Here is a 17,703-nt window from a genome sequence, read left to right as displayed (position 1 = left end):
GGTCGCGAAAATGCGGACTGTAACCGGTTTCTGTTCGCTAAAACCGCGTATTCTGGAGCGAATTTACGCGATCAAGGAGTACGACAATGCGATACCGTTTTCCCGATAACTTCTGGTGGGGCAGCGCCTGCTCAGCGTTGCAAACCGAAGGGGATAGTCTGAATGGCGGTAAAAGCCAGACCACGTGGGATGTGTGGTTCGAGCGCCAGCCGGGTCGTTTTCACCAGGGCGTCGGCCCAGCGGAAACCTCAACGTTCTATCGCCACTGGAAGCAAGACATCGCGCTACTGAAACAGTTAAAACATAACAGTTTTCGCACCTCACTAAGCTGGGCGCGGCTCATTCCAGACGGCGTAGGCGAGGTGAATCCACAAGCGGTGAGCTTCTACAATCACGTCATCGACGAGCTACTGGCGCAGGGCATCACGCCGTTTATTACGCTGTTCCATTTTGATATGCCGATGGTCATGCAGGAGAAAGGCGGCTGGGAAAATCGCGACGTCGTAGAGGCGTTTGGTCGGTACGCGCAAACGTGTTTTACCTTGTTTGGCGACCGCGTGAAGCACTGGTTTACCTTTAACGAGCCGATTGTGCCGGTGGAGGGCGGCTATTTGTACGACTTCCACTATCCCAATGTGGTGGATTTTAAACGTGCGGCCACCGTGGCGTACCATACCGTGCTGGCGCACTCGACCGCCGTGCGCGCCTGGCGCGCCGGGCGCTACGACGGTGAAATCGGCGTAGTGCTGAATCTGACGCCGTCCTACCCACGCTCGCAGCATCCCGCCGATGTGCAAGCCGCGCATCATGCGGATCTGTTATTCAACCGCAGTTTTCTTGACCCGGTATTAAAGGGAGAATACCCGGCGGACTTGGTGGCGCTGCTGAAAACCTATGACCAGTTGCCTGCCTGTCAGCCAGGCGACCGTCAGCTTATTGCCGACGGCAAAATCGATTTACTGGGGATTAACTATTATCAGCCGCGCCGCGTGAAATGCCGTGATACGGCGGTGAATCCGCAAGCGCCGTTTATGCCGGAGTGGTTATTTGACTATTACGACATGCCGGGGCGCAAGATGAACCCTTACCGCGGCTGGGAAATTTACGCGCCAGGAATTTACGACATCATTACCAACCTACGGGATAATTACGGCAATCCGCGCTGTTTTATCTCCGAAAACGGGATGGGCGTTGAGAACGAGCAGCGTTTTGTGCAAGCGGGACAGATTCACGATGATTACCGGATTGACTTTATCTCTGAGCATCTTAAATGGCTGCATAAAGGCATTAGCGAGGGCTGTCACTGTCTTGGCTACCACATGTGGACCTTTATCGATAACTGGTCATGGCTGAACGGCTATAAAAATCGCTATGGTTTTGTACAACTGGATTTAGCCACCCAAACGCGCACGGTGAAAAAAAGCGGAGAATGGTTTGCCGCCACCGCAGAGCATAACGGTTTTGATTAAGCATTTATTATTGCCGGATAACGACTAACGTCGTATCCGGCCTACAAATGGCAGCAATATCAACTCATTGGCGTAATACGGACTTTCGCCGCCACGACTAACGCCGTCAACAGCATCAGACCGCCGGAAAGCGCCAGCGGCGAAAGCAGCCCGAAATTGTCGAGCGCATAACCGCCCACCGCCGCGCCACAGGTATTTGCCAGTTGAATCACCGCGACCTGGATGGAACCGGCTTTTTCCGCCTGATCGGCAAGGGAACGAGTGATCCACGTTGACCATCCCACCGGCACCAGCGCAAACGCCAGTCCCCAGACAATCGCTATTGCCGCCGCCACGGTTTTGTCGCTTCCCCACACAATGAGCGTCAGCGCGCTCAGCGCCAGTAGCAGCGGCGCACCGGCCAGCGCCAGTTTTACCGAACGTTTCAGGACATAAGATGAGAAAGAAGTGCCAACGAAGCTGGCAATACCAAAGCTTAGCAACACCAGAGTCAGACCATCAACGTCAAAGCCCGCCAGATTCATATAGACCGGGCGAATATAGGTAAAGAAAGCGAACTGCCCGGCAAAAGACATAAAGATGGCGATCATCCCGGCCATCACGCCAGGGCGTTGCAACAGGCTAAACATATTCTGTTTCTGGTGAGAAGGTTCGCCCGGCAGCGACGGCAGTGATTTCACCACCCAGATGACGCACAGTACGCCCATCACCGCAGCGGCGTTAAAGACATTACGCCAGCCAATAATACCGCCCAAAAAACTGCCCAGCGGCGCGGCGATCACTAACGCGATGGAAACCGCGCCAAAAATCACCGACAGCGCTTTCGGCACGGTACGCGCGGGAACCAGTCGCATGGTCAGCGACGCCGACATCGCCCAGAATCCGCCCAGCGCCAACCCAAGACAGGCGCGGCCCAGCAATAGCAGCGTAAAGCTGTTGGCAAAGGAGACCATCAGACAAGAAGCCGTCAGCAAAACGGCGAACAGAATAACGATATAACGCCTGTCGGTCGCCTGAATAATCTGGGTAATGAACAGGCTGGAAAACATCGCGACAAACGCCGTAACGGTGACCGACTGACCGGCGACGCCCTCGGAGATCCCCAGATCCTGCGCCATCGGCGTCAACAGACTAACGGGCAAAAACTCAACGGTAATCAGGCAGGCGACACAAAACGCCACGGCAAAAACGGCTGACCAGTTAGGCCTGGCAACCCCATCAGCGCGGAATTTTTCTGCGATATTTTCATTCATTGTGGTTACCTGCGTCGTTTTAGTGCGGAAATCCACTCAGTGTAACATTACAAAATGTGATCTGATTAACGTTTTAGCAACTGACATTGTTGCGCTGCATTTTGCGAGGCTGGTCGAGCGTTGAGAATTATCTTCTCTCGCTGCGTGCAAAACCAAAAGGTAAGACATAGTGTATCACCTGGTGCTATACTTTAGATTACAGGATGTCAACCTGATGCGAATCTTCAAAACCAGGTGGTTTAACAGAGAAGCGAAGTCCCACACGATAAAAGACGACGAGTTAAGCGAGGCCATCAACGCCGTACTGCAAGGAAAAGCAGATAATCTCGGCGGCGGAGTTTATAAAAAACGTCTCAATCAAAACCGCGATCGCGCAATTGTGTTGGCAAAGGGAGGCGAACATTGGTTTTACACCTTCCTGTATGCCAAACAGGATATGGCCAACATTAGCTATCGCGAACTCGCGGGTTTCCGTGAGTTAGCAAAACACTATGCTTGCCTGACCGAAGATCAGATAACGGCACTCATTAATAACAAAGAACTGGTAGAGGTGCGCCATGTCAGCAAAAACTAAATTCAAAAGCCCTGCCTTTGAAGCGATTCATAGCGCGGCATCTGGATTATTTAGCGTGGATGCCATTCCCCAGGAGACAATGCGCAGTTTTGACACGGCCTGCTTAAGCAGCATCAAAGACCTGCAGCCACTTGAAATAAAAGCGTTACGAGAAGAACTCAACGTTAGCCAGCCGGTTTTCGCTCGGTACCTGAATACCAGCGTATCAACGGTTCAAAAGTGGGAAAGCGGCGCCAAGCGTCCCAGCGGGATGTCACTGAAACTACTTAATGTTGTCCAAAAACACGGGCTAAAGGTGCTGGTATGAGGGTTTTACCGATGGTCGGTTAAGGCGATTCATACGATAATGAGTGCAGGAAGCCTCTACAACTTCCTGCGCCGTTTGACGGGAATTGCACTATACTGACTCACCAAAGCCATCAGCAAATGCAGATTTTAATTCATCCATAAAAGCCAGTTCATCCTGTCCATCACAAATTAAATCAATCATTGTGTTTCCCTTTACGCCAGCCCCCAAAATACTCATCATTCCTTTAATGGGAATTTCTTTGTCATTATTAACTAGCGTTAATGAAGACTGGTATTTTTTGACAATTTTCGCAAGTGTCGCGGCTGGCCGCGCATGAAGCCCCGTACAGTTCATAACGCGTACTGTTTGTCTAATCATATATTTTCCTTAAGAGACTTTGCGGAATGCTGAGTGATGTTTATTCATCATCTTAATTTTAGAATAAACATCATCCTCAACTGCCTGTTTTGCGTTCGCCATGACGCGTGCCAGATTAGCCTCGTTGTTATTATTTACCCAAGCCTTACCGACAGTAGTAATAAAGGCTTTGCGCAAATCACTCGCAATATTCACTTTGGCTACTTTGTAATTAACAAAGCTGCGAAGAATATCCGCGTCAATACCAGAACCTCCATGAATAACCAAAGGTACCGGACTGACAGACGCGATGCGTTGTAATAGCGGGATATCAATGCATGGGATATCTTCAAGACCATGTACATTACCAATTGACACTGCCAGCATGTCGCACCCTGTCTCCTCAACAAAGCGCTGAACCTTCTCAGGTTCAGTTTTGCAGTCAGCCTCGCTGACATGATCATCTTCCTTACCCAGAATAGCGCCTAATTCCGCTTCGACGGGAACACCAAATGATTTACAGAAATCGACAGCTTCTCGGGTAAATGCAATATTTTCTTCGAACGGTAGCGCCGCGCCATCAATCATTACTGAGGTAAATCCGGCCCGGACAGCCTGCTTAACATCTTCCAGAGTTTTCCCATGATCCAGATGCAGGCTGACAGGAATATCCATTTTATCGGCATGTCGCTTAACTATTTCATAAATGTAATCGTAACCTGAAAGCTGTGCATTAGTAGGAGCAATTTGAATAAAATTGGGCAATCCGGAACGTTCTATTGCATTAAGAATGGAAATTGTTGTCTCCAGGTTCGTTGTATTAAATGCCCCCGCAAGGACATGTTTTTCCTGAATACAATTGAGCAGGATCCTACCATTGACTAAAGGCATATTAACTCCAGATATTTATGTGAGCAGTGTAAGTAAATTATCGAACTATTGAGTTATCACAGTTATTCACCAATAAGCGCCCCTTCTTGCCGCAGTTTAAATTGGTAAAATGACAGCCATTGCTGCTGATATATTTTCAACTTTGCAGAACGAACCGCGTCAGGAAAATATAGCTCAGCCACAGGAACAGTCGGGGGGACAACATTCGGACAGGCTATCAACAATGCTCCAAGGGAGACGGTTTCATCAAAAGCAATGGCCTCAATTGGACACTGGAGGATGTCAGCCTTCAACTGGAGCCAGTATGGGTTTTTCACCGCAGGGCCAATGACTTTTACTGTCCTGCCCGCCGGGATATTAAAGCACCCATGACAGTGTGCAAACTCCATCGCCAGGCCAATAAAGACACTCTCAAGCAGAGACTCCGGAGGAAGTGAATCCGTCAGCCCAAAAAGCAGGCCACGAGTGTGCCGATTTTTATTTGGCGAACCCGAGCCCCGCAAATGAGGAATAAATACCGGCACATGCTCGACAGACCAGGAAGGTTTGAGGTATTGCTCCATGGCTTTTTCCAGGCCTGTGCTTATTTCCTTATCAGTTAAACGAAAGATTTTTTTCACCCATTCAAGCGCATAACCGCCGACAGGCAGAGAAGCGAAAAGCGTGAAAAATTCACCATCGGAGTAACAACCATTTGCCAGCTTATCCCTGCGAGCCTGCACATCAAGCGTTGGCTGTGTATTCAGCAGTAAAATACCCTCTGTCGTGCCGGTAGAATTCAGCACATCGCCCGGTTGCATCTGTAATGCGCGGGCACCGACCATATGATCGTGTCCGGCCAGGGTGACTTTTACCTCATGTGGTAATCCCAACTCCTGCCTGAGCGTTGCCGTCATCCATCCGGCCACTTCACCTGGCTTTATCAAAGGAGCCAGTACACCGAACGGTATGCCGAGAATCCCGGCAGCATTACGAGACCAGGTACGGCGAGCAATGTCCAGACACAACGTTCTACTGGCCAGGGATATTTCCGTCTTTTTCGCACCTGTCATTCTCCACAACAACACTTCTGGAGCATGTAACCAGCAGATATCTTTTCTTTCATGCAAGGAGTAGTTATCAAGCAACCATCTCATTTTAAATGCTGAGTAATTACTGTGAGGTGGCAATCCCGTTATAGAATACAGTTCTTCAGCCTCTGCCTTGCTTAATGACGAGAGATAAGATTCACCACGTCGATCATACCAGGCCAGCATCGGGGTAAGAATGACGCCCTCCTTATCCACAAAGACGCCAGACTCACCGAAACTTGCAATACTGATATTTTTTACCGGGAACGGTACTGAAGCCACCAGTTCAGCCATTACCAGTCGCAGTGCCTGCCACAGCGCTTCGATATCGAAATCTACCTCGCCTTTGTCCGACGATATTGTTGGTGTCGGAAACTTGCGGACTTCCAGAACTGACACGTCATGACAGGAATAACAGCTGACTTTGCAGTTAGTTGTGCCAATGTCAATGACTAGCGCTGCGTGGTAATCAGGCATAGACCGTTCCTTTTGTCAGGCGAAAAACACCATAAATAATCAGCGCAAGCACAGGAATCAGCCCGATAGCAATAATATTTCCGTTGAATATTTCAAGCAGCCAGAAACGGAAGGGGTTACCGCCATCAAGGAAGCTTGATACCTGACCACTTGACCCCTCAGCCATTTTGAAATTGACATCCTTAGCCATACCGGTAATAAATGGCGCAATTTTGGTCGCAATCCACAAGTCGGCGACAATAACAGGAATTGCGGTTATCACAGCCCGGAAAATATTGCCACGACATGCCAGTACAATCATGGAAGCCATGACTGCCAGGTTCGCAAGGTCTCCGAGTGGCAGGACTTTATTGCCAGGAAGAAGGAATGCAATAAAGACAGAGATGGGTGTCAGAATCAGTGCTGTAGATATAATGGCTGGGTTACCTACTGCTACCGCGATATCCAGTCCGATAAAGAGATCATCACGGCCAGGATATTTGGCATTCAAATATTTCTTAATGGCTTCAGACAGCGGTAATAAACCTTCCATCAAAATTCGTACCATACGCGGAAGAATGAACATGACACCGCCAATGCTGATCCCCAGCAACAGGATATGTTTAAAGTCATACCCGGCAATGATGCCCAACAAGACCCCCAGAATAGTACCCACCATCATAGGCTCGCCGAAGATTCCCATTTTTTTCTGAACGTTTTCCGGATCAATATGAATACGGTTAACGCCTGGGATCTTGTCGATAATTTTATCGAACAGCAATCCAATCGGAAAGAAGACGACAGATGACAGGGTCGGAAGTGAAATACCTTCCAGACCGAAGTACTTTGCCACTAATGGCGCTGACCAGTCCGCCAGTTTGAGAACCACGATCGCGGCAATAGCGGCTGCGGACAGACCCAAAACAAAACTCCCTGTGCTGTAGTAAACCAACGTTCCAGCCAGGGCAAAGTGCCAGTAGTTCCACATGTCGACATCAACAGTACGTGTCTTATTCAGGGCCAGCATGGCGACATTAATCAGCATCGTCAGCGGAATGACAAAGGGTGCGATTGGTGAGCCCCAGGTAATTGCGGCCAATGGTGGCCAGCCTAAATCGACAACAGGAAGGCTAATACCAGTTCGCTCAACCATTGCCTGTGCAGCCGGGCCTACGTTGCTGGTAAGTATGTCAAAGATGGCATAAATTCCGACAAACCCTATTCCGACAATTAACGATGAGCGAAGTGCTTTAGCGGGTTTTACTTTGAAGAACAATGCCAGGAAAAAAAGGACCAGCGGCAATAAAACCGTTGGGCCAAACCCCAGGACATATTGCACAACGGTATAGAGAGTATGTGCTATATCATTCATATCCGACCTCTTATTCAGATGTGACCAGACCTCGCGTTAGCGCCTGGATAATTTATCTGTTTTTTATTTATGAAATCAGGCTTGGCCTTTAAGGATTGAAACTATTTTTTCAAGAACTTTATCTTCACCTACTCCGGTAATGATTGGCAGGCCACTAACAACCGGAATATCCAGTTCATAAGGAACTTTCGTTGTTGATACAACCAAAGCTGCACCATCGGTATTGTTTGGCAATGAGGCTACATTAGTTTGTGAATAATTAACATCAAGCCCATTATCTTTACAATATTCCATTACTTTTTCTGCCACAGCCGTGGAAGTAGCAACACCCGTTGCGCAAACAAATAGTATCATTTTACTCATACTTCACCTCTTTCAGATATGCGTGTGTAAATTGACTGATAAATTTCATCATCATTCATGACCAGTAACTGCTGCATAAAATCCTCATCCTGGATCACATCCATAATCCAACCCAGTACGTTGAGCTGCTTATTGCTTTCACCTAAAGCAAGCATAAACACCACCCTGACAGGTACGGGATCTGGTTCCCCGCCCATATCTTCGAAATTGACGGGTTCTGCCAGTATTCCAACGCTAATGGCGTTTTGGCGAACATACCTGTGATCAGTATGTGGAATAGCGACACCTACAGGCTCAACCGGTAGACCCGTTGGAAAATTCTGTTCTCGCGTAATGACGTGATCGGCAAAATCAGATACAACCATACCATCGTTAATTAACGGACTGGCAAGAGCCTTGATTATGTCATTCTGACTCACCTCTTTAGGGAGGTGGCGAACATAATGACGGCGAAAATGAATATCCTGCATAGAGTCCTCTTTGCTAGTTAGGCATCCAGGCGCTGTAAAATAGTGCCAAGATAATATTTATTACCTTTTAACCAGACGTTACCAAAATCAATGGCCAATCCTCTAGAGAAAAATACCAACTGTTCCAAATGCAAAACAGGTGCGTCTTCACCAATATCAAGATAATGGCCTCGCTCATTACCAATTAATTTAGCTGCGTAACGGCTTTCAGAAAAACTTATTTTCTTATCAGATAATCTTTCTATTGCTGAAAATAAATTCTCCCTGGTGAAATCTACATCAATAATACCGGGGCAGAGATCAATGTTGATACGATTTTCAATCAACATGACTTTTTCATCGCCAATACAACGAAGGCGTTTAAGAAATAAAACATCTTGTCCCGGTTTGATACTCAGTTTCTCTGCTACAAAGCGGTTAGCGGGCTCCAGTCGGGAGGTTATAACACTGGTTGTGAAGTTTATCTTCTGGCTGGCTAAGGCTTCAGCAAAGGAGAGCAAACCTTCACCCAGTGGGTAAGCAACATTTTCCTTCTTTACGAAAGTTCCTTTACCCTGCACTTGCACAAGAACACCTTCCCGGACAAGTTGGTCAACCGCTTTTTTAACGGTACCGCGACTCACCTCCAGCATATCCATGATTTGAAACTCTGAAGGTATCCGGTCATCCTCAACCAATTCTCCGCTATAAATACTTTCCCTTATCCACTCCACAACCTGTTGATACAGTGGGATGTGTGAACTTTTACTCAATGTTTTCATGGTGCGCGCCTAAACATTTAGAGTTGTCTATAGACAATCATGTACAACTTCGAGTTTATGATAAGAAATTTTGAGACAGGAGGTATGGCAAGGAGTCACAGTTTTAGTGTTCAAAACAAGATCACATTTCCGTGATATATGTCACGGAAATGATGAGCTACAAGTCTCTGACGTTTTGGCGTCGTTAGCGGTTATTCGGTGCGTTACTTCTGTGGTTCACCCTTAGCAAATACGATGGCGGCTACGCTTTATTTGGCTAACGATGAATCGCGCCATCTGGCCGTTAATCGTGGCTCTCCGCCCTTGCCAGCCTCATTCATCTCGTCTTTTGTTAACGAGATAGTGAAGAGTATCAATGCAGCCAGTGGACACCCTCTTCCGGCTGAAAAAAGGCGTTATAGCGCAGTTGAAACGCGTTGATCTCCTGCATATCGGGTTCCATTTCGCGCAAAAAGCCCAGCGCCAGCCGTACCTGTGTGTCGGTGATCGGCGCGGCTAAACGCGCTTTTTGCAGCAAGCGATGCCACCGCTGCAAATTCTGATCGCCGCCATCGACAATCACCATTTGCCAGATCAGTAACACCTGAGCGGCATTTTGCAAATGCGACTCATCAGGGCGATGCAGATACTGTAAAAATTCACCGCCCGCCGTTTTACCCATCTGATCAATCATCGATTCTATCGGCACTACATCAATATTCAGCCGTTCGCTCAGGCGGCGAATCGCCCGGCGGGTATCCGATGTCAGTACCCGAAACCCCACAATAAACACCACCACAAACGTGGCCAGAATCAACCAAATCATGCGCACATCCGTCACCAAACAGGATGCCCATCATAACGGTAAATTTATAACTGTCGACGTTCTGGCCTGTCAGGATGTGATTTATTAACGCCTGTCTTCATTTACGCAAGACGCCGGATATCCTGTCTGACGAACGCAAGGCATAAAAAAGCCCGGCGTTAAGCCGGGCAAAACGTTACCAAATGCACACATTTAAGCGATATTGACTTGCTGAATTTTTTTCTCACGGCGGATTTTGCGCTCTTCCATCACGGCGACCATCGCCATCAGGCAGATACAGCCGATCGCGGCGGCGTCCAGCGCAGCGAAGGTACCCGTCCAGCCGGTCAGACCAAAAACGGGGGTGCCGTCGGCAATCATGCCCAGACCCAGCTTGGCAAAGCTATCGCCGATAAGATAAGCGAAGGTTCCTTTGATACCGTCCGCAGCGCCGATGGCTTTTTTCGGTACGAAACCGACTGCCGCCACGCCAATTAATAGCTGCGGCCCAAACACCAGGAAACCGAGCGCGAACAGCGAGGCCAGATAGACATACTGGTTGCTGGCGTGCTGGTAGACGCCGAGGGTGGCGATGATCAACGCCAGCGCCACACAGGCTACCAGCGCACGACGACCGTTCGCCAGATCAGAGAGCCAGCCCCACAGCAACGTGCCGACCAGCGCGCCCACTTCAAACAAGGTAAAGCCCTGAATCGCCACCTCTTTAGAAAGTTTCAGTTCCTGGAAGGCGTAGACGGTTGACCACTGGTCGATACCAATACGCACCACATACAGGAAGATATTGGAGAAGCACAGCAGCCAGATCACTTTGTTTTTCAATACATATTCAACAAAGATCTGCCACTTGGTCATTTCGTTTTCTTCAGTCTCTTTATCCTCTTCGCTGATCTCTTCGCCGAACAGTTCTTCAGCTTTGCCCAGACCGTAAGATTCCGGGGAGTCGCTGCCAAAACGCAGACCGATAAAGCCAACGATCAGCGCGATAATCGACGGGAAGATAAACATGCCGATGACGTGACCGTCGAACAGGTAGTTGGCGCCGAACAGCGCCACGCCTGCCGCGCCCGCGCCGCCGAGGTTGTGGGAGATATTCCAGAAGCCGAGAAAGGTGCCGCGTTTACGACGCGGAGTCCATTTGGTGATGGTCGAGTAGCTGCACGATCCGCCGGTACTCTGGAAGAAACCGCTCAGGGCATAGAAAGCGATCATCAGAAACAGACTGGTTGACCCCGCGCCCATGCTGGCGCTGAAGCCGAGCATACAGATAGCGGAGAGGATCAACATAAACGGTAGAAACTGCTTGGTATTTTTACCGTCAGCGTAGTAGGAAACCAGCGTTTTCCCCACGCCGTAGGTGATCGAGAAGCCCAGGCCAATCATCCCCAGCTCGGTCATGCTCAACCCGTAGGTTGAGATCATGTCGTTCTGCGCGATGTTAAAGTTTTTGCGGATCAGGTACATGGTCAGGTAGCCGATAAAAACCACCAGATAGGACTGCATGAACGGCTTGAACCACATTTTACGCCGCACATCGAGCGGCAGATCCAGGGTCGGCTTGCGCACCTGGTTTAAGAAGGCCAGCATGGATTACTCCTGAGCTAATTTTTATACCTGCGAATGGCAGGCATTGTAAAAATCCACAGGAAAAGTGGCCTGCGACAGCGTCCAGGCAAAACCGGGAAAATTTCTTAGTTTTGCCCCATTCAGCGCAAAAAGGTGAGGTGCATCACGCTTCGCTGGTCTCGCGTGGGGTCTGAGCGTTCAGAAATGGCAGCAGCAATAGTGCGGAGATCCCCGCCGCGATGGCGATAACCGCAAAAAAACCGGTCCAGTGCCAGATCTCCAGCACTTTCGCTAACGGCCAGCCGGAAAGCGACGCGCCGAGATAGGCGAACAGGCCGACAAAGCCGGTGGCCGCGCCCGCCGCCTCTTTATGCGAGCACTCCGCCGCCGCCATGCCAATGAGCATCTGCGGGCCGAAGACAAAGAAACCGGTGGTGAAGAAACAGGCCGCCTGCATCACGTAGCTGGCGAACGGCATCAGCCACAGCGACCCCACAGAGAGCAAAATCCCGGCGGCGAAGATTAAATTCATCGGTCCGCGGTTACCGTTGAAGAGTTTGTCCGAGCCCCAGCCCGCCACCAGCGCGCCGATAAATCCACCCAGCTCAAACATCGATACTGCCGTGTTGGCCGTGACCAAATCCACGCCCAGCGTCTCGGACATATACAGGTTGCCCCAGTCGTTGATCGCCGCGCGCACCACGTACACTAAGACATAACACAACGAAAGCAGCCAGATATAGGGATTCAACAGCACATATTTAGCGAGGATTTCTTTGCGACTTAGCCCCGCGCCCTCTTGCTGTTGGGCGACCTCCAGCGCATCGTGCCGCCAGTCGCCTACCGGCGGTAAACCAATCGCCTGCGGACGGTCGCGCAGCCGCCAGCAGAGGACCATGCCCACCCCGATGGCAAGCAATCCGGCCACCATCATTCCGACGCGCCAGCCATAATGCAGGGCGACAGCGGCCATAACGAGAGGGATCAGCGCCCCGCCGACATTGTGCGCGGTGTTCCATAACGCCCACCAGCCTCCGCGCTCGGTACGCGAGTACCAGGCGGTCAGCAAACGGGCGCAAACCGGCGATCCAAACCCCTGGAAAAAGGCGTTCAGCGCCCATAGCAGAGCAAAGGCCCACAGCGAGGTCGAGAAGCCGAACAGAATATTCACTACGCCGGTCGCAATCAGCCCGATGCCCATAAAATAGCGAGCGTTAGAGCGATCGCTAACGATGCCGGAGACAAATTTCGACACCCCGTAGGTGATGTAAAACAGCGTCGCCAGCAGGCCGATATCGCTGCGACTCAGTATGCCGCTGGCAAGGATTTCCGGCGCGGCGGCGTTAAAGCTTTTACGGGTGAAATAGAACAGCGCGTAACCCAACCAAATGGTGATCAGGATGTGCCGCCGCCAGTAGCGATAGCGGGCGTCAACCTCGTGCTTATCGGTGATGAGCGGCGCGTTGGCCGGGGCTTTTAAAAACGAAAGCATTATCCTTCCTTAAACGTAACGCTGGGGCAACGAGACGCTCACCCGCGTACCGTGGGTACAAGAGATGGTTAGCGTCCCGCCGAGCGCCGACACGCGTTCGCGCATTCCGGTCAGGCCGAAGCCCTGCTGGTGAGAGCCCGGCGGCAGGCCGCTGCCGTCATCCTCAATCACCAGCATCAGCCGCTCATCCTGCTGCCAGCCCTGGAGCGTCACCGCGCTGGCATTGGCATGTTTTACGATGTTATTCAGCCCTTCCTGACAGACGCGAAACAGCGTCACGCGCTGACTTTCACTCAGCGCCGTTTCGTCAATTCGCCAGTCGAGGTGACTGACAATACCGCGGCTTTCCAGCTCCATTTCGCGCAGCAGCGAACGGATGGCCTGCGCCAGCGTTAAGTCGTCTAGCTGGCGCGGGCGCAAGCGCCCCAGCAGGCGACGCACGGCGTCATACACGCCCAGCGAAAGCTGCTCGATAAGTTGCCCGCTCTGCTTCACGCCGCCGTTATCCGCCGCCAGTCGTTGCACAATGCCCGCCTGGGTTCGAATCGCGGTGATGGTCTGCCCGATGTCATCGTGCAGCTCACGTGCAACATCGCGCCGCACGCTCTCTTCGGTCTCCAGAAGACGCTCCGCCAGCCGATGGTTGCGCGCCAGCTCCTTTTGCAACGACTGGTTCAGCTCGCGCAGGCGCTGAATGCCCGCGCCAAGCAGTAGCCCGGTCAGGCTTTGCGCCAACAGCGAAAGTAATAAATCGACGGGATGATCGTGCCAGGTCTGGCTGGCGATCAGCGCGATAGCGTTCATCAGTGTGGCAATGAGCGCGCCCTGCCAGCCATAATGCCAGGCGAGCGCGATAATCGGCAACGCCAGGCAGAACGGCGTGAAGCGCGAAAGTTCAGCAGGTAACCCCAGTTGCAGCCACAGACTGACGATAAACAGCAGCAGATACCAGATCAGATGCCGCCCGCGCCAGTTTACCGGCTGCGATACCAGCGATGGTCCCAGCGGCAGCCAGGTAGTGCTGGTGAGATAGTGCCAGAAAACCAGGCAGATGGGGGCCAGCGTCAGACCACCCGTGAGGGTCAGCAGTAGCGCGTTCCATGCCGCTTCCCCCTGCCCCAGCCAGGGCAGGGATTGCAGTAGCGCCGCGGCGGTGAGGGCCGCGCCCTGAAGCAATAACGTGCGCCAGTCGCGCTGATGGCGGTAACGTGAGGTTAGCGCCACGGGCAGTAGCGTCAACACACCACCGATCATCAAAAGCGGCAGATGGGCCAGCGCAACTTCCTGCGCTAACCAGTACACCAGCAGCCACTCCGCGCCCAGCAATACTGGCCAGTAGCCGCGCGGGCATTGCAGCATAAGTCCCAGGCGCAGGCCGAAGGGAAAGAGCAGCGCCGCCAGCTCCGGGCGTTCTACCAGATGCAGGCTGATGCTCCACAGGCAGAACCACGCGGCGGAGAAGATAAAAAAGCAGGCAACAACGGTGATTAAACGGGAAAAAAAGGTGTTCATTACCAACCGTCAAACATGCGATGCGCCAGTTCAACGTCATTGCTGACGCCTAATTTTTCCAGCAGATTCGCGCGATGGACATGCACCGTTTTTGGCGACAGCCCCAGCTCGGCGGCAATCTCTTTTACCGCCATACCCTGGGCGAGTTTTTCCGCCACTTGACGCTCGCGTTTGGTCAGCGGATCTTGCCGACCCGCCGCCAGTTTCACGGCAATATCGGGGGTCAAATAGCAGCCGCCCGTCGCCACCGTATGCACCGCGGCGATCAGTTCATCCGGACTACAGCGTTTAGAGAGGAAACCGCGCGCGCCGGCGTTCAACGCCTGTTCCACCAGCGCTGGGCTATCGTGAACCGAGAGCATGATCGTCGCCATCCCTTTTGGCAGTTGGCTTAGCAGCTCCAGTCCGGAAATATCCGGCATCGAGATATCACAGATACACACCTGTACGCCGCGCCCCGGTAAGCCTGCCAACGCTTCGCGCCCGGAACCAAATTCGGCGACCACCTGCAAATCAGGTTCCAGCCCCAGTAGCTGTGCAAAGCCGGAGCGGACGATAAGGTGGTCGTCGATAAGGGCAACGGTGATCATGGATTCTGTCCTGATGGATAAAAAAAACGCGCTTACCTTAACGATAAGCGCGCGGCTGTTCAAGCCTTGAGCGGTCAGACAATGCCTGTCGTGACGGTGAACGTCCGGGTTTGCTGCGGTTCCAGTTGAAGCAAGGTTCCATTTCGCTGCGCCGCGAGAAAACCTTCAGGCCGACAGGTCGCGGGCAGGGCAAAGGCGGCAACCTGCTGATCGCCGTTATAAAGAATCCAGCGGGTCACGTAATTTAGCTCCGCGCTGGCGAAACGTGTCACGAACGTGGTGCCATCCGGGGCGATCATACTGAATTCCGGGGTATCCGTGTACCTGTCCAGTTCATCGGCGAAGAACACGATTTCCGGGTCGTAAAAGCCAGGCTCGTTGAGCGTTGCCAGCGAGGCTTCACCCTGCAAAAGTCGTTGATTAAACGCCAGCCACTGCGCCGTGGGTTTGACATGCGCCGGCACCGACTCGCGTAGCGTCAGCGCGGTATCCGGGATATTCTGGCGGAACGTGGCGTTCGGCACATAGGCATAGTTCATGTGGCACATGTACTGTAGCGGCATGGCGACTGAAGCCAGGTTAGTCACGGTCATCAGAATATCAAACAGCGCGCTTGATTTACGCATCACCACCGCAGGTTGCGCCTGATAATGATGACCGAACCCCATCACATACTCGTAGCGACCGGTCACGCGCAGACTGTCACCCTCTAACTCCAGCCAGGCGTCGTCCATGGCAGCGCAGGGCATCTCGCCGTGCAGCGGATGTGTATCTTCCGGCGACGGGCAGCCATTCGCCAATAGTCCGGAATGGAAAGCAAAGCAACCATACGTTGCCACCACTTCCGCAGCCGGCTTCGGCTGGCGGAACATGTTGCGCATAGTCAGATCATGACCGTCAAACTGCGCGTCCCAAATCATCTGCCCCATCCAGGGCAGAATCACCAGATGACCGCGGCTGTTTTGTATTTTCAATCCTTCCACGCCGCTGGCGTAACGAAACGCCGTAACCGTAAAATCGTCATTTTCCAGCAAGATACGCGGCTGCTCGCTAAAAAGCTTCCGCCATAATGTAATACGTGTTGTCATGGTTGATCTCCTCAGGACGCGGCGACTTCAGCCAGGTTGCCGCGCACTTTGCTTTCGCGCCAGAAGTAAACGCCAACGTAAACAAAGCACAGCATGGAAACCAGGAATGAGAGCTGTAGCGAGTGGAACATGTCCGCCACATAACCCTGAATCGCAGGAACCACCGCCGCGCCGACAATCGCCATCACGATCACCGCCCCCGCCATTTCGGTATGCTCGTTATCGACGGTATCGAGCGTTCCGGCATAAATGGTCGCCCAGCAGGGGCCAAACAGAACACTGACCAGCACCGCCACGTATACCGCGCTAAAGCTGGGCGCCAGCGCCACATAGGCCAGGAACAGCGCGCCGATCACAGAGTAAAGGATCAGGACTTTTTCCGGGTTAAAGCGTGTCATCAGAATGTTGGCGATAAACTTGCCGATAAAAAAGCAGGCGAAGCTGTAGACCATAAAGGTTGAGGCATCGCGCTCATTGATATCGCCTAACTCCAGCGCCAGACGGATAGTGAACGACCAGACCGCCACCTGCATTCCCACATACAGGAACTGCGCCACAATACCGCGACGGAAACGGGCGTTGCTGGCGAGATAGCGTAACGTATCCAGCGCCGAGGGGCGTTTATGACTCGCGGTTTGCGCGACTTTACAGGTCGGGAAACGCGTCAGCAGGAACAGTACCATCACCACTACCAGAACCATAATCATGTACTTATAGGGTTCCAGAGTGTTTTCCAGCATCAGCACCTTGAAGTTGTGGACTTGCTCGGCGTTCATGCCCGCCATCTGTTTTTCCAGGCTTTCCCCTTCGGAAAAGACCAGATATTTACCCAATAAAATGCCTGCCGCCGCGCCGATCGGATAAAAGGTCTGGCTGATATTCAGCCGCAGCGTGGCGTAGGCTTTCGGCCCGATCATCGAACTGTAGGTATTCGCCGCCGTTTCCAGGAAACTCAGGCCAATCGCAATGGCGAAAATCGCCGCGAGGAACATGGTGTAGGTCGCCATGTGCGACGCCGGGAAAAAGAGCGTACAGCCAACAATGTATAGCGTCAGGCCGATAAGTATCGCCACTTTATAACTGGTTTTTTTAATGACCAGCGAGGCCGGAATAGCAATTAAAAAATAACCGCCATAAAAGGCGCTTTGTACTAATGCCGAAGCAAAGTTGCTCAGCGAAAATACACTTTTAAATTGCGTAATCAGAATATCATTTAACGCGGCTGCGCATCCCCATAATGGGAATAAACAGGATAACAAAATAAACTGGAACAGAGGTGTCTTATTCAGATACCCGTCGGGCATCTGAACGATGTTTTTATCGTTCAT

18 protein-coding genes are annotated in these 17,703 nt (G+C 51.8%); 3 read left to right on the top strand and 15 right to left on the bottom strand.

Features of this window, described 5'->3' with window-relative positions; genetic code table 11:
• The first annotated feature begins 86 nt into the window (after nt 1-86).
• On the top strand, nt 87-1,469 hold the full coding sequence (locus ABVM99_RS20670) for a glycoside hydrolase family 1 protein (protein WP_020838462.1): 1,383 nt from the start codon (nt 87-89) through the stop codon (nt 1,467-1,469).
• Between the two features lie 59 nt (nt 1,470-1,528).
• On the opposite strand, the gene nepI is transcribed toward ABVM99_RS20670, so the two are convergent.
• Nucleotides 1,529-2,722 carry a purine ribonucleoside efflux pump NepI gene (nepI, locus tag ABVM99_RS20665; protein WP_001004799.1) on the bottom strand — a complete coding sequence of 398 codons (1,194 nt, stop codon included), beginning with the start codon at nt 2,720-2,722 and terminating at the stop codon, nt 1,529-1,531.
• Nucleotides 2,723-2,936: 214 nt separating this feature from the next.
• On the opposite strand from nepI, the gene ABVM99_RS20660 reads away from it, so the two are divergent.
• Nucleotides 2,937-3,296 (top strand): type II toxin-antitoxin system RelE/ParE family toxin, encoded by a 360-nt coding sequence (locus ABVM99_RS20660; protein ID WP_001217953.1) that lies wholly within the window; start codon nt 2,937-2,939, stop codon nt 3,294-3,296.
• Nucleotides 3,280-3,603: a DNA-binding transcriptional regulator gene (locus ABVM99_RS20655; RefSeq protein ID WP_001274841.1), complete on the top strand. Its 324-nt coding sequence runs from the start codon at nt 3,280-3,282 to the stop codon at nt 3,601-3,603. Before ABVM99_RS20660 ends, ABVM99_RS20655 begins: the two co-directional genes overlap by 17 nt.
• Nucleotides 3,604-3,693: 90 nt before the next feature.
• Here the strand turns inward: ABVM99_RS20655 and ABVM99_RS20650 are convergent, their stop codons facing one another.
• The 14 genes from ABVM99_RS20650 to fucP all read right to left on the bottom strand — a co-directional run bounded on the left by ABVM99_RS20650 (nt 3,694) and on the right by fucP (nt 17,703).
• Nucleotides 3,694-3,963, bottom strand: a complete 270-nt coding sequence (locus tag ABVM99_RS20650; RefSeq protein ID WP_000621108.1) for an HPr family phosphocarrier protein — start codon at nt 3,961-3,963, stop codon at nt 3,694-3,696.
• A gap of 9 nt (nt 3,964-3,972) precedes the next feature.
• The gene (locus tag ABVM99_RS20645; protein ID WP_023195524.1) at nt 3,973-4,833 is read right to left on the bottom strand and encodes a class II aldolase; all 861 of its coding nucleotides are present in this window, start codon (nt 4,831-4,833) and stop codon (nt 3,973-3,975) included.
• Between the two features lie 62 nt (nt 4,834-4,895).
• Nucleotides 4,896-6,380: an L-fuculokinase gene (locus tag ABVM99_RS20640; protein WP_023195525.1), complete on the bottom strand. Its 1,485-nt coding sequence runs from the start codon at nt 6,378-6,380 to the stop codon at nt 4,896-4,898.
• Nucleotides 6,373-7,731, bottom strand: coding sequence for a PTS galactitol transporter subunit IIC (locus ABVM99_RS20635; RefSeq protein ID WP_000997824.1), 1,359 nt, complete (start codon nt 7,729-7,731; stop codon nt 6,373-6,375). The genes ABVM99_RS20640 and ABVM99_RS20635 overlap by 8 nt, the downstream gene beginning before the upstream one ends.
• 75 nt (nt 7,732-7,806) lie before the next feature.
• Nucleotides 7,807-8,094 (bottom strand): PTS sugar transporter subunit IIB, encoded by a 288-nt coding sequence (locus ABVM99_RS20630; RefSeq protein ID WP_000041396.1) that lies wholly within the window; start codon nt 8,092-8,094, stop codon nt 7,807-7,809.
• The gene (locus ABVM99_RS20625; protein WP_001152237.1) at nt 8,091-8,564 is read right to left on the bottom strand and encodes a PTS sugar transporter subunit IIA; all 474 of its coding nucleotides are present in this window, start codon (nt 8,562-8,564) and stop codon (nt 8,091-8,093) included. Before ABVM99_RS20625 ends, ABVM99_RS20630 begins: the two co-directional genes overlap by 4 nt.
• A gap of 17 nt (nt 8,565-8,581) precedes the next feature.
• Nucleotides 8,582-9,325: a GntR family transcriptional regulator gene (locus ABVM99_RS20620; RefSeq protein ID WP_000854956.1), complete on the bottom strand. Its 744-nt coding sequence runs from the start codon at nt 9,323-9,325 to the stop codon at nt 8,582-8,584.
• A gap of 352 nt (nt 9,326-9,677) precedes the next feature.
• Nucleotides 9,678-10,130 carry a DUF1198 domain-containing protein gene (locus tag ABVM99_RS20615; protein WP_001519640.1) on the bottom strand — a complete coding sequence of 151 codons (453 nt, stop codon included), beginning with the start codon at nt 10,128-10,130 and terminating at the stop codon, nt 9,678-9,680.
• A gap of 192 nt (nt 10,131-10,322) precedes the next feature.
• Nucleotides 10,323-11,714 carry a hexose-6-phosphate:phosphate antiporter gene (gene uhpT, locus ABVM99_RS20610; protein ID WP_023194412.1) on the bottom strand — a complete coding sequence of 464 codons (1,392 nt, stop codon included), beginning with the start codon at nt 11,712-11,714 and terminating at the stop codon, nt 10,323-10,325.
• Nucleotides 11,715-11,856: 142 nt separating this feature from the next.
• The gene (locus tag ABVM99_RS20605; RefSeq protein WP_023194411.1) at nt 11,857-13,185 is read right to left on the bottom strand and encodes an MFS transporter; all 1,329 of its coding nucleotides are present in this window, start codon (nt 13,183-13,185) and stop codon (nt 11,857-11,859) included.
• A 9-nt stretch (nt 13,186-13,194) separates the two neighbouring features.
• Nucleotides 13,195-14,697 (bottom strand): signal transduction histidine-protein kinase/phosphatase UhpB, encoded by a 1,503-nt coding sequence (gene uhpB, locus ABVM99_RS20600; protein ID WP_001091257.1) that lies wholly within the window; start codon nt 14,695-14,697, stop codon nt 13,195-13,197.
• The gene (uhpA, locus tag ABVM99_RS20595; protein WP_000633672.1) at nt 14,697-15,287 is read right to left on the bottom strand and encodes a transcriptional regulator UhpA; all 591 of its coding nucleotides are present in this window, start codon (nt 15,285-15,287) and stop codon (nt 14,697-14,699) included. Before uhpA ends, uhpB begins: the two co-directional genes overlap by 1 nt.
• Before the next feature lie 74 nt (nt 15,288-15,361).
• A complete protein-coding gene (locus tag ABVM99_RS20590) occupies nt 15,362-16,375 on the bottom strand; it encodes an aldose 1-epimerase family protein (RefSeq protein WP_023194410.1) in 1,014 nt (337 codons plus the stop codon).
• Nucleotides 16,376-16,386: 11 nt separating this feature from the next.
• Nucleotides 16,387-17,703 carry an L-fucose:H+ symporter permease gene (gene fucP / locus ABVM99_RS20585; RefSeq protein WP_000998359.1) on the bottom strand — a complete coding sequence of 439 codons (1,317 nt, stop codon included), beginning with the start codon at nt 17,701-17,703 and terminating at the stop codon, nt 16,387-16,389.

The sequence above is a fragment of the Salmonella sp. SJTUF15591 genome (assembly GCF_043356435.1).
GTDB classification, from domain to species: domain Bacteria; phylum Pseudomonadota; class Gammaproteobacteria; order Enterobacterales; family Enterobacteriaceae; genus Salmonella; species Salmonella enterica.
Note: the sequence above shows the minus strand (reverse complement) of the source record. Positions and strands in the feature narration are given on the sequence as shown.

Coding starts and splice junctions, on each gene's coding strand:
- ABVM99_RS20670 (WP_020838462.1), top strand. CDS start 87: ATGCGATACCGTTTTCCCGATAACTTCTGGTGGGGCAGCGCCTGCTCA.
- nepI (WP_001004799.1), bottom strand. CDS start 2,722: ATGAATGAAAATATCGCAGAAAAATTCCGCGCTGATGGGGTTGCCAGG.
- ABVM99_RS20660 (WP_001217953.1), top strand. CDS start 2,937: ATGCGAATCTTCAAAACCAGGTGGTTTAACAGAGAAGCGAAGTCCCAC.
- ABVM99_RS20655 (WP_001274841.1), top strand. CDS start 3,280: ATGTCAGCAAAAACTAAATTCAAAAGCCCTGCCTTTGAAGCGATTCAT.
- ABVM99_RS20650 (WP_000621108.1), bottom strand. CDS start 3,963: ATGATTAGACAAACAGTACGCGTTATGAACTGTACGGGGCTTCATGCG.
- ABVM99_RS20645 (WP_023195524.1), bottom strand. CDS start 4,833: ATGCCTTTAGTCAATGGTAGGATCCTGCTCAATTGTATTCAGGAAAAA.
- ABVM99_RS20640 (WP_023195525.1), bottom strand. CDS start 6,380: ATGCCTGATTACCACGCAGCGCTAGTCATTGACATTGGCACAACTAAC.
- ABVM99_RS20635 (WP_000997824.1), bottom strand. CDS start 7,731: ATGAATGATATAGCACATACTCTCTATACCGTTGTGCAATATGTCCTG.
- ABVM99_RS20630 (WP_000041396.1), bottom strand. CDS start 8,094: ATGAGTAAAATGATACTATTTGTTTGCGCAACGGGTGTTGCTACTTCC.
- ABVM99_RS20625 (WP_001152237.1), bottom strand. CDS start 8,564: ATGCAGGATATTCATTTTCGCCGTCATTATGTTCGCCACCTCCCTAAA.
- ABVM99_RS20620 (WP_000854956.1), bottom strand. CDS start 9,325: ATGAAAACATTGAGTAAAAGTTCACACATCCCACTGTATCAACAGGTT.
- ABVM99_RS20615 (WP_001519640.1), bottom strand. CDS start 10,130: ATGATTTGGTTGATTCTGGCCACGTTTGTGGTGGTGTTTATTGTGGGG.
- uhpT (WP_023194412.1), bottom strand. CDS start 11,714: ATGCTGGCCTTCTTAAACCAGGTGCGCAAGCCGACCCTGGATCTGCCG.
- ABVM99_RS20605 (WP_023194411.1), bottom strand. CDS start 13,185: ATGCTTTCGTTTTTAAAAGCCCCGGCCAACGCGCCGCTCATCACCGAT.
- uhpB (WP_001091257.1), bottom strand. CDS start 14,697: ATGAACACCTTTTTTTCCCGTTTAATCACCGTTGTTGCCTGCTTTTTT.
- uhpA (WP_000633672.1), bottom strand. CDS start 15,287: ATGATCACCGTTGCCCTTATCGACGACCACCTTATCGTCCGCTCCGGC.
- ABVM99_RS20590 (WP_023194410.1), bottom strand. CDS start 16,375: ATGACAACACGTATTACATTATGGCGGAAGCTTTTTAGCGAGCAGCCG.
- fucP (WP_000998359.1), bottom strand. CDS start 17,703: ATGAACGATAAAAACATCGTTCAGATGCCCGACGGGTATCTGAATAAG.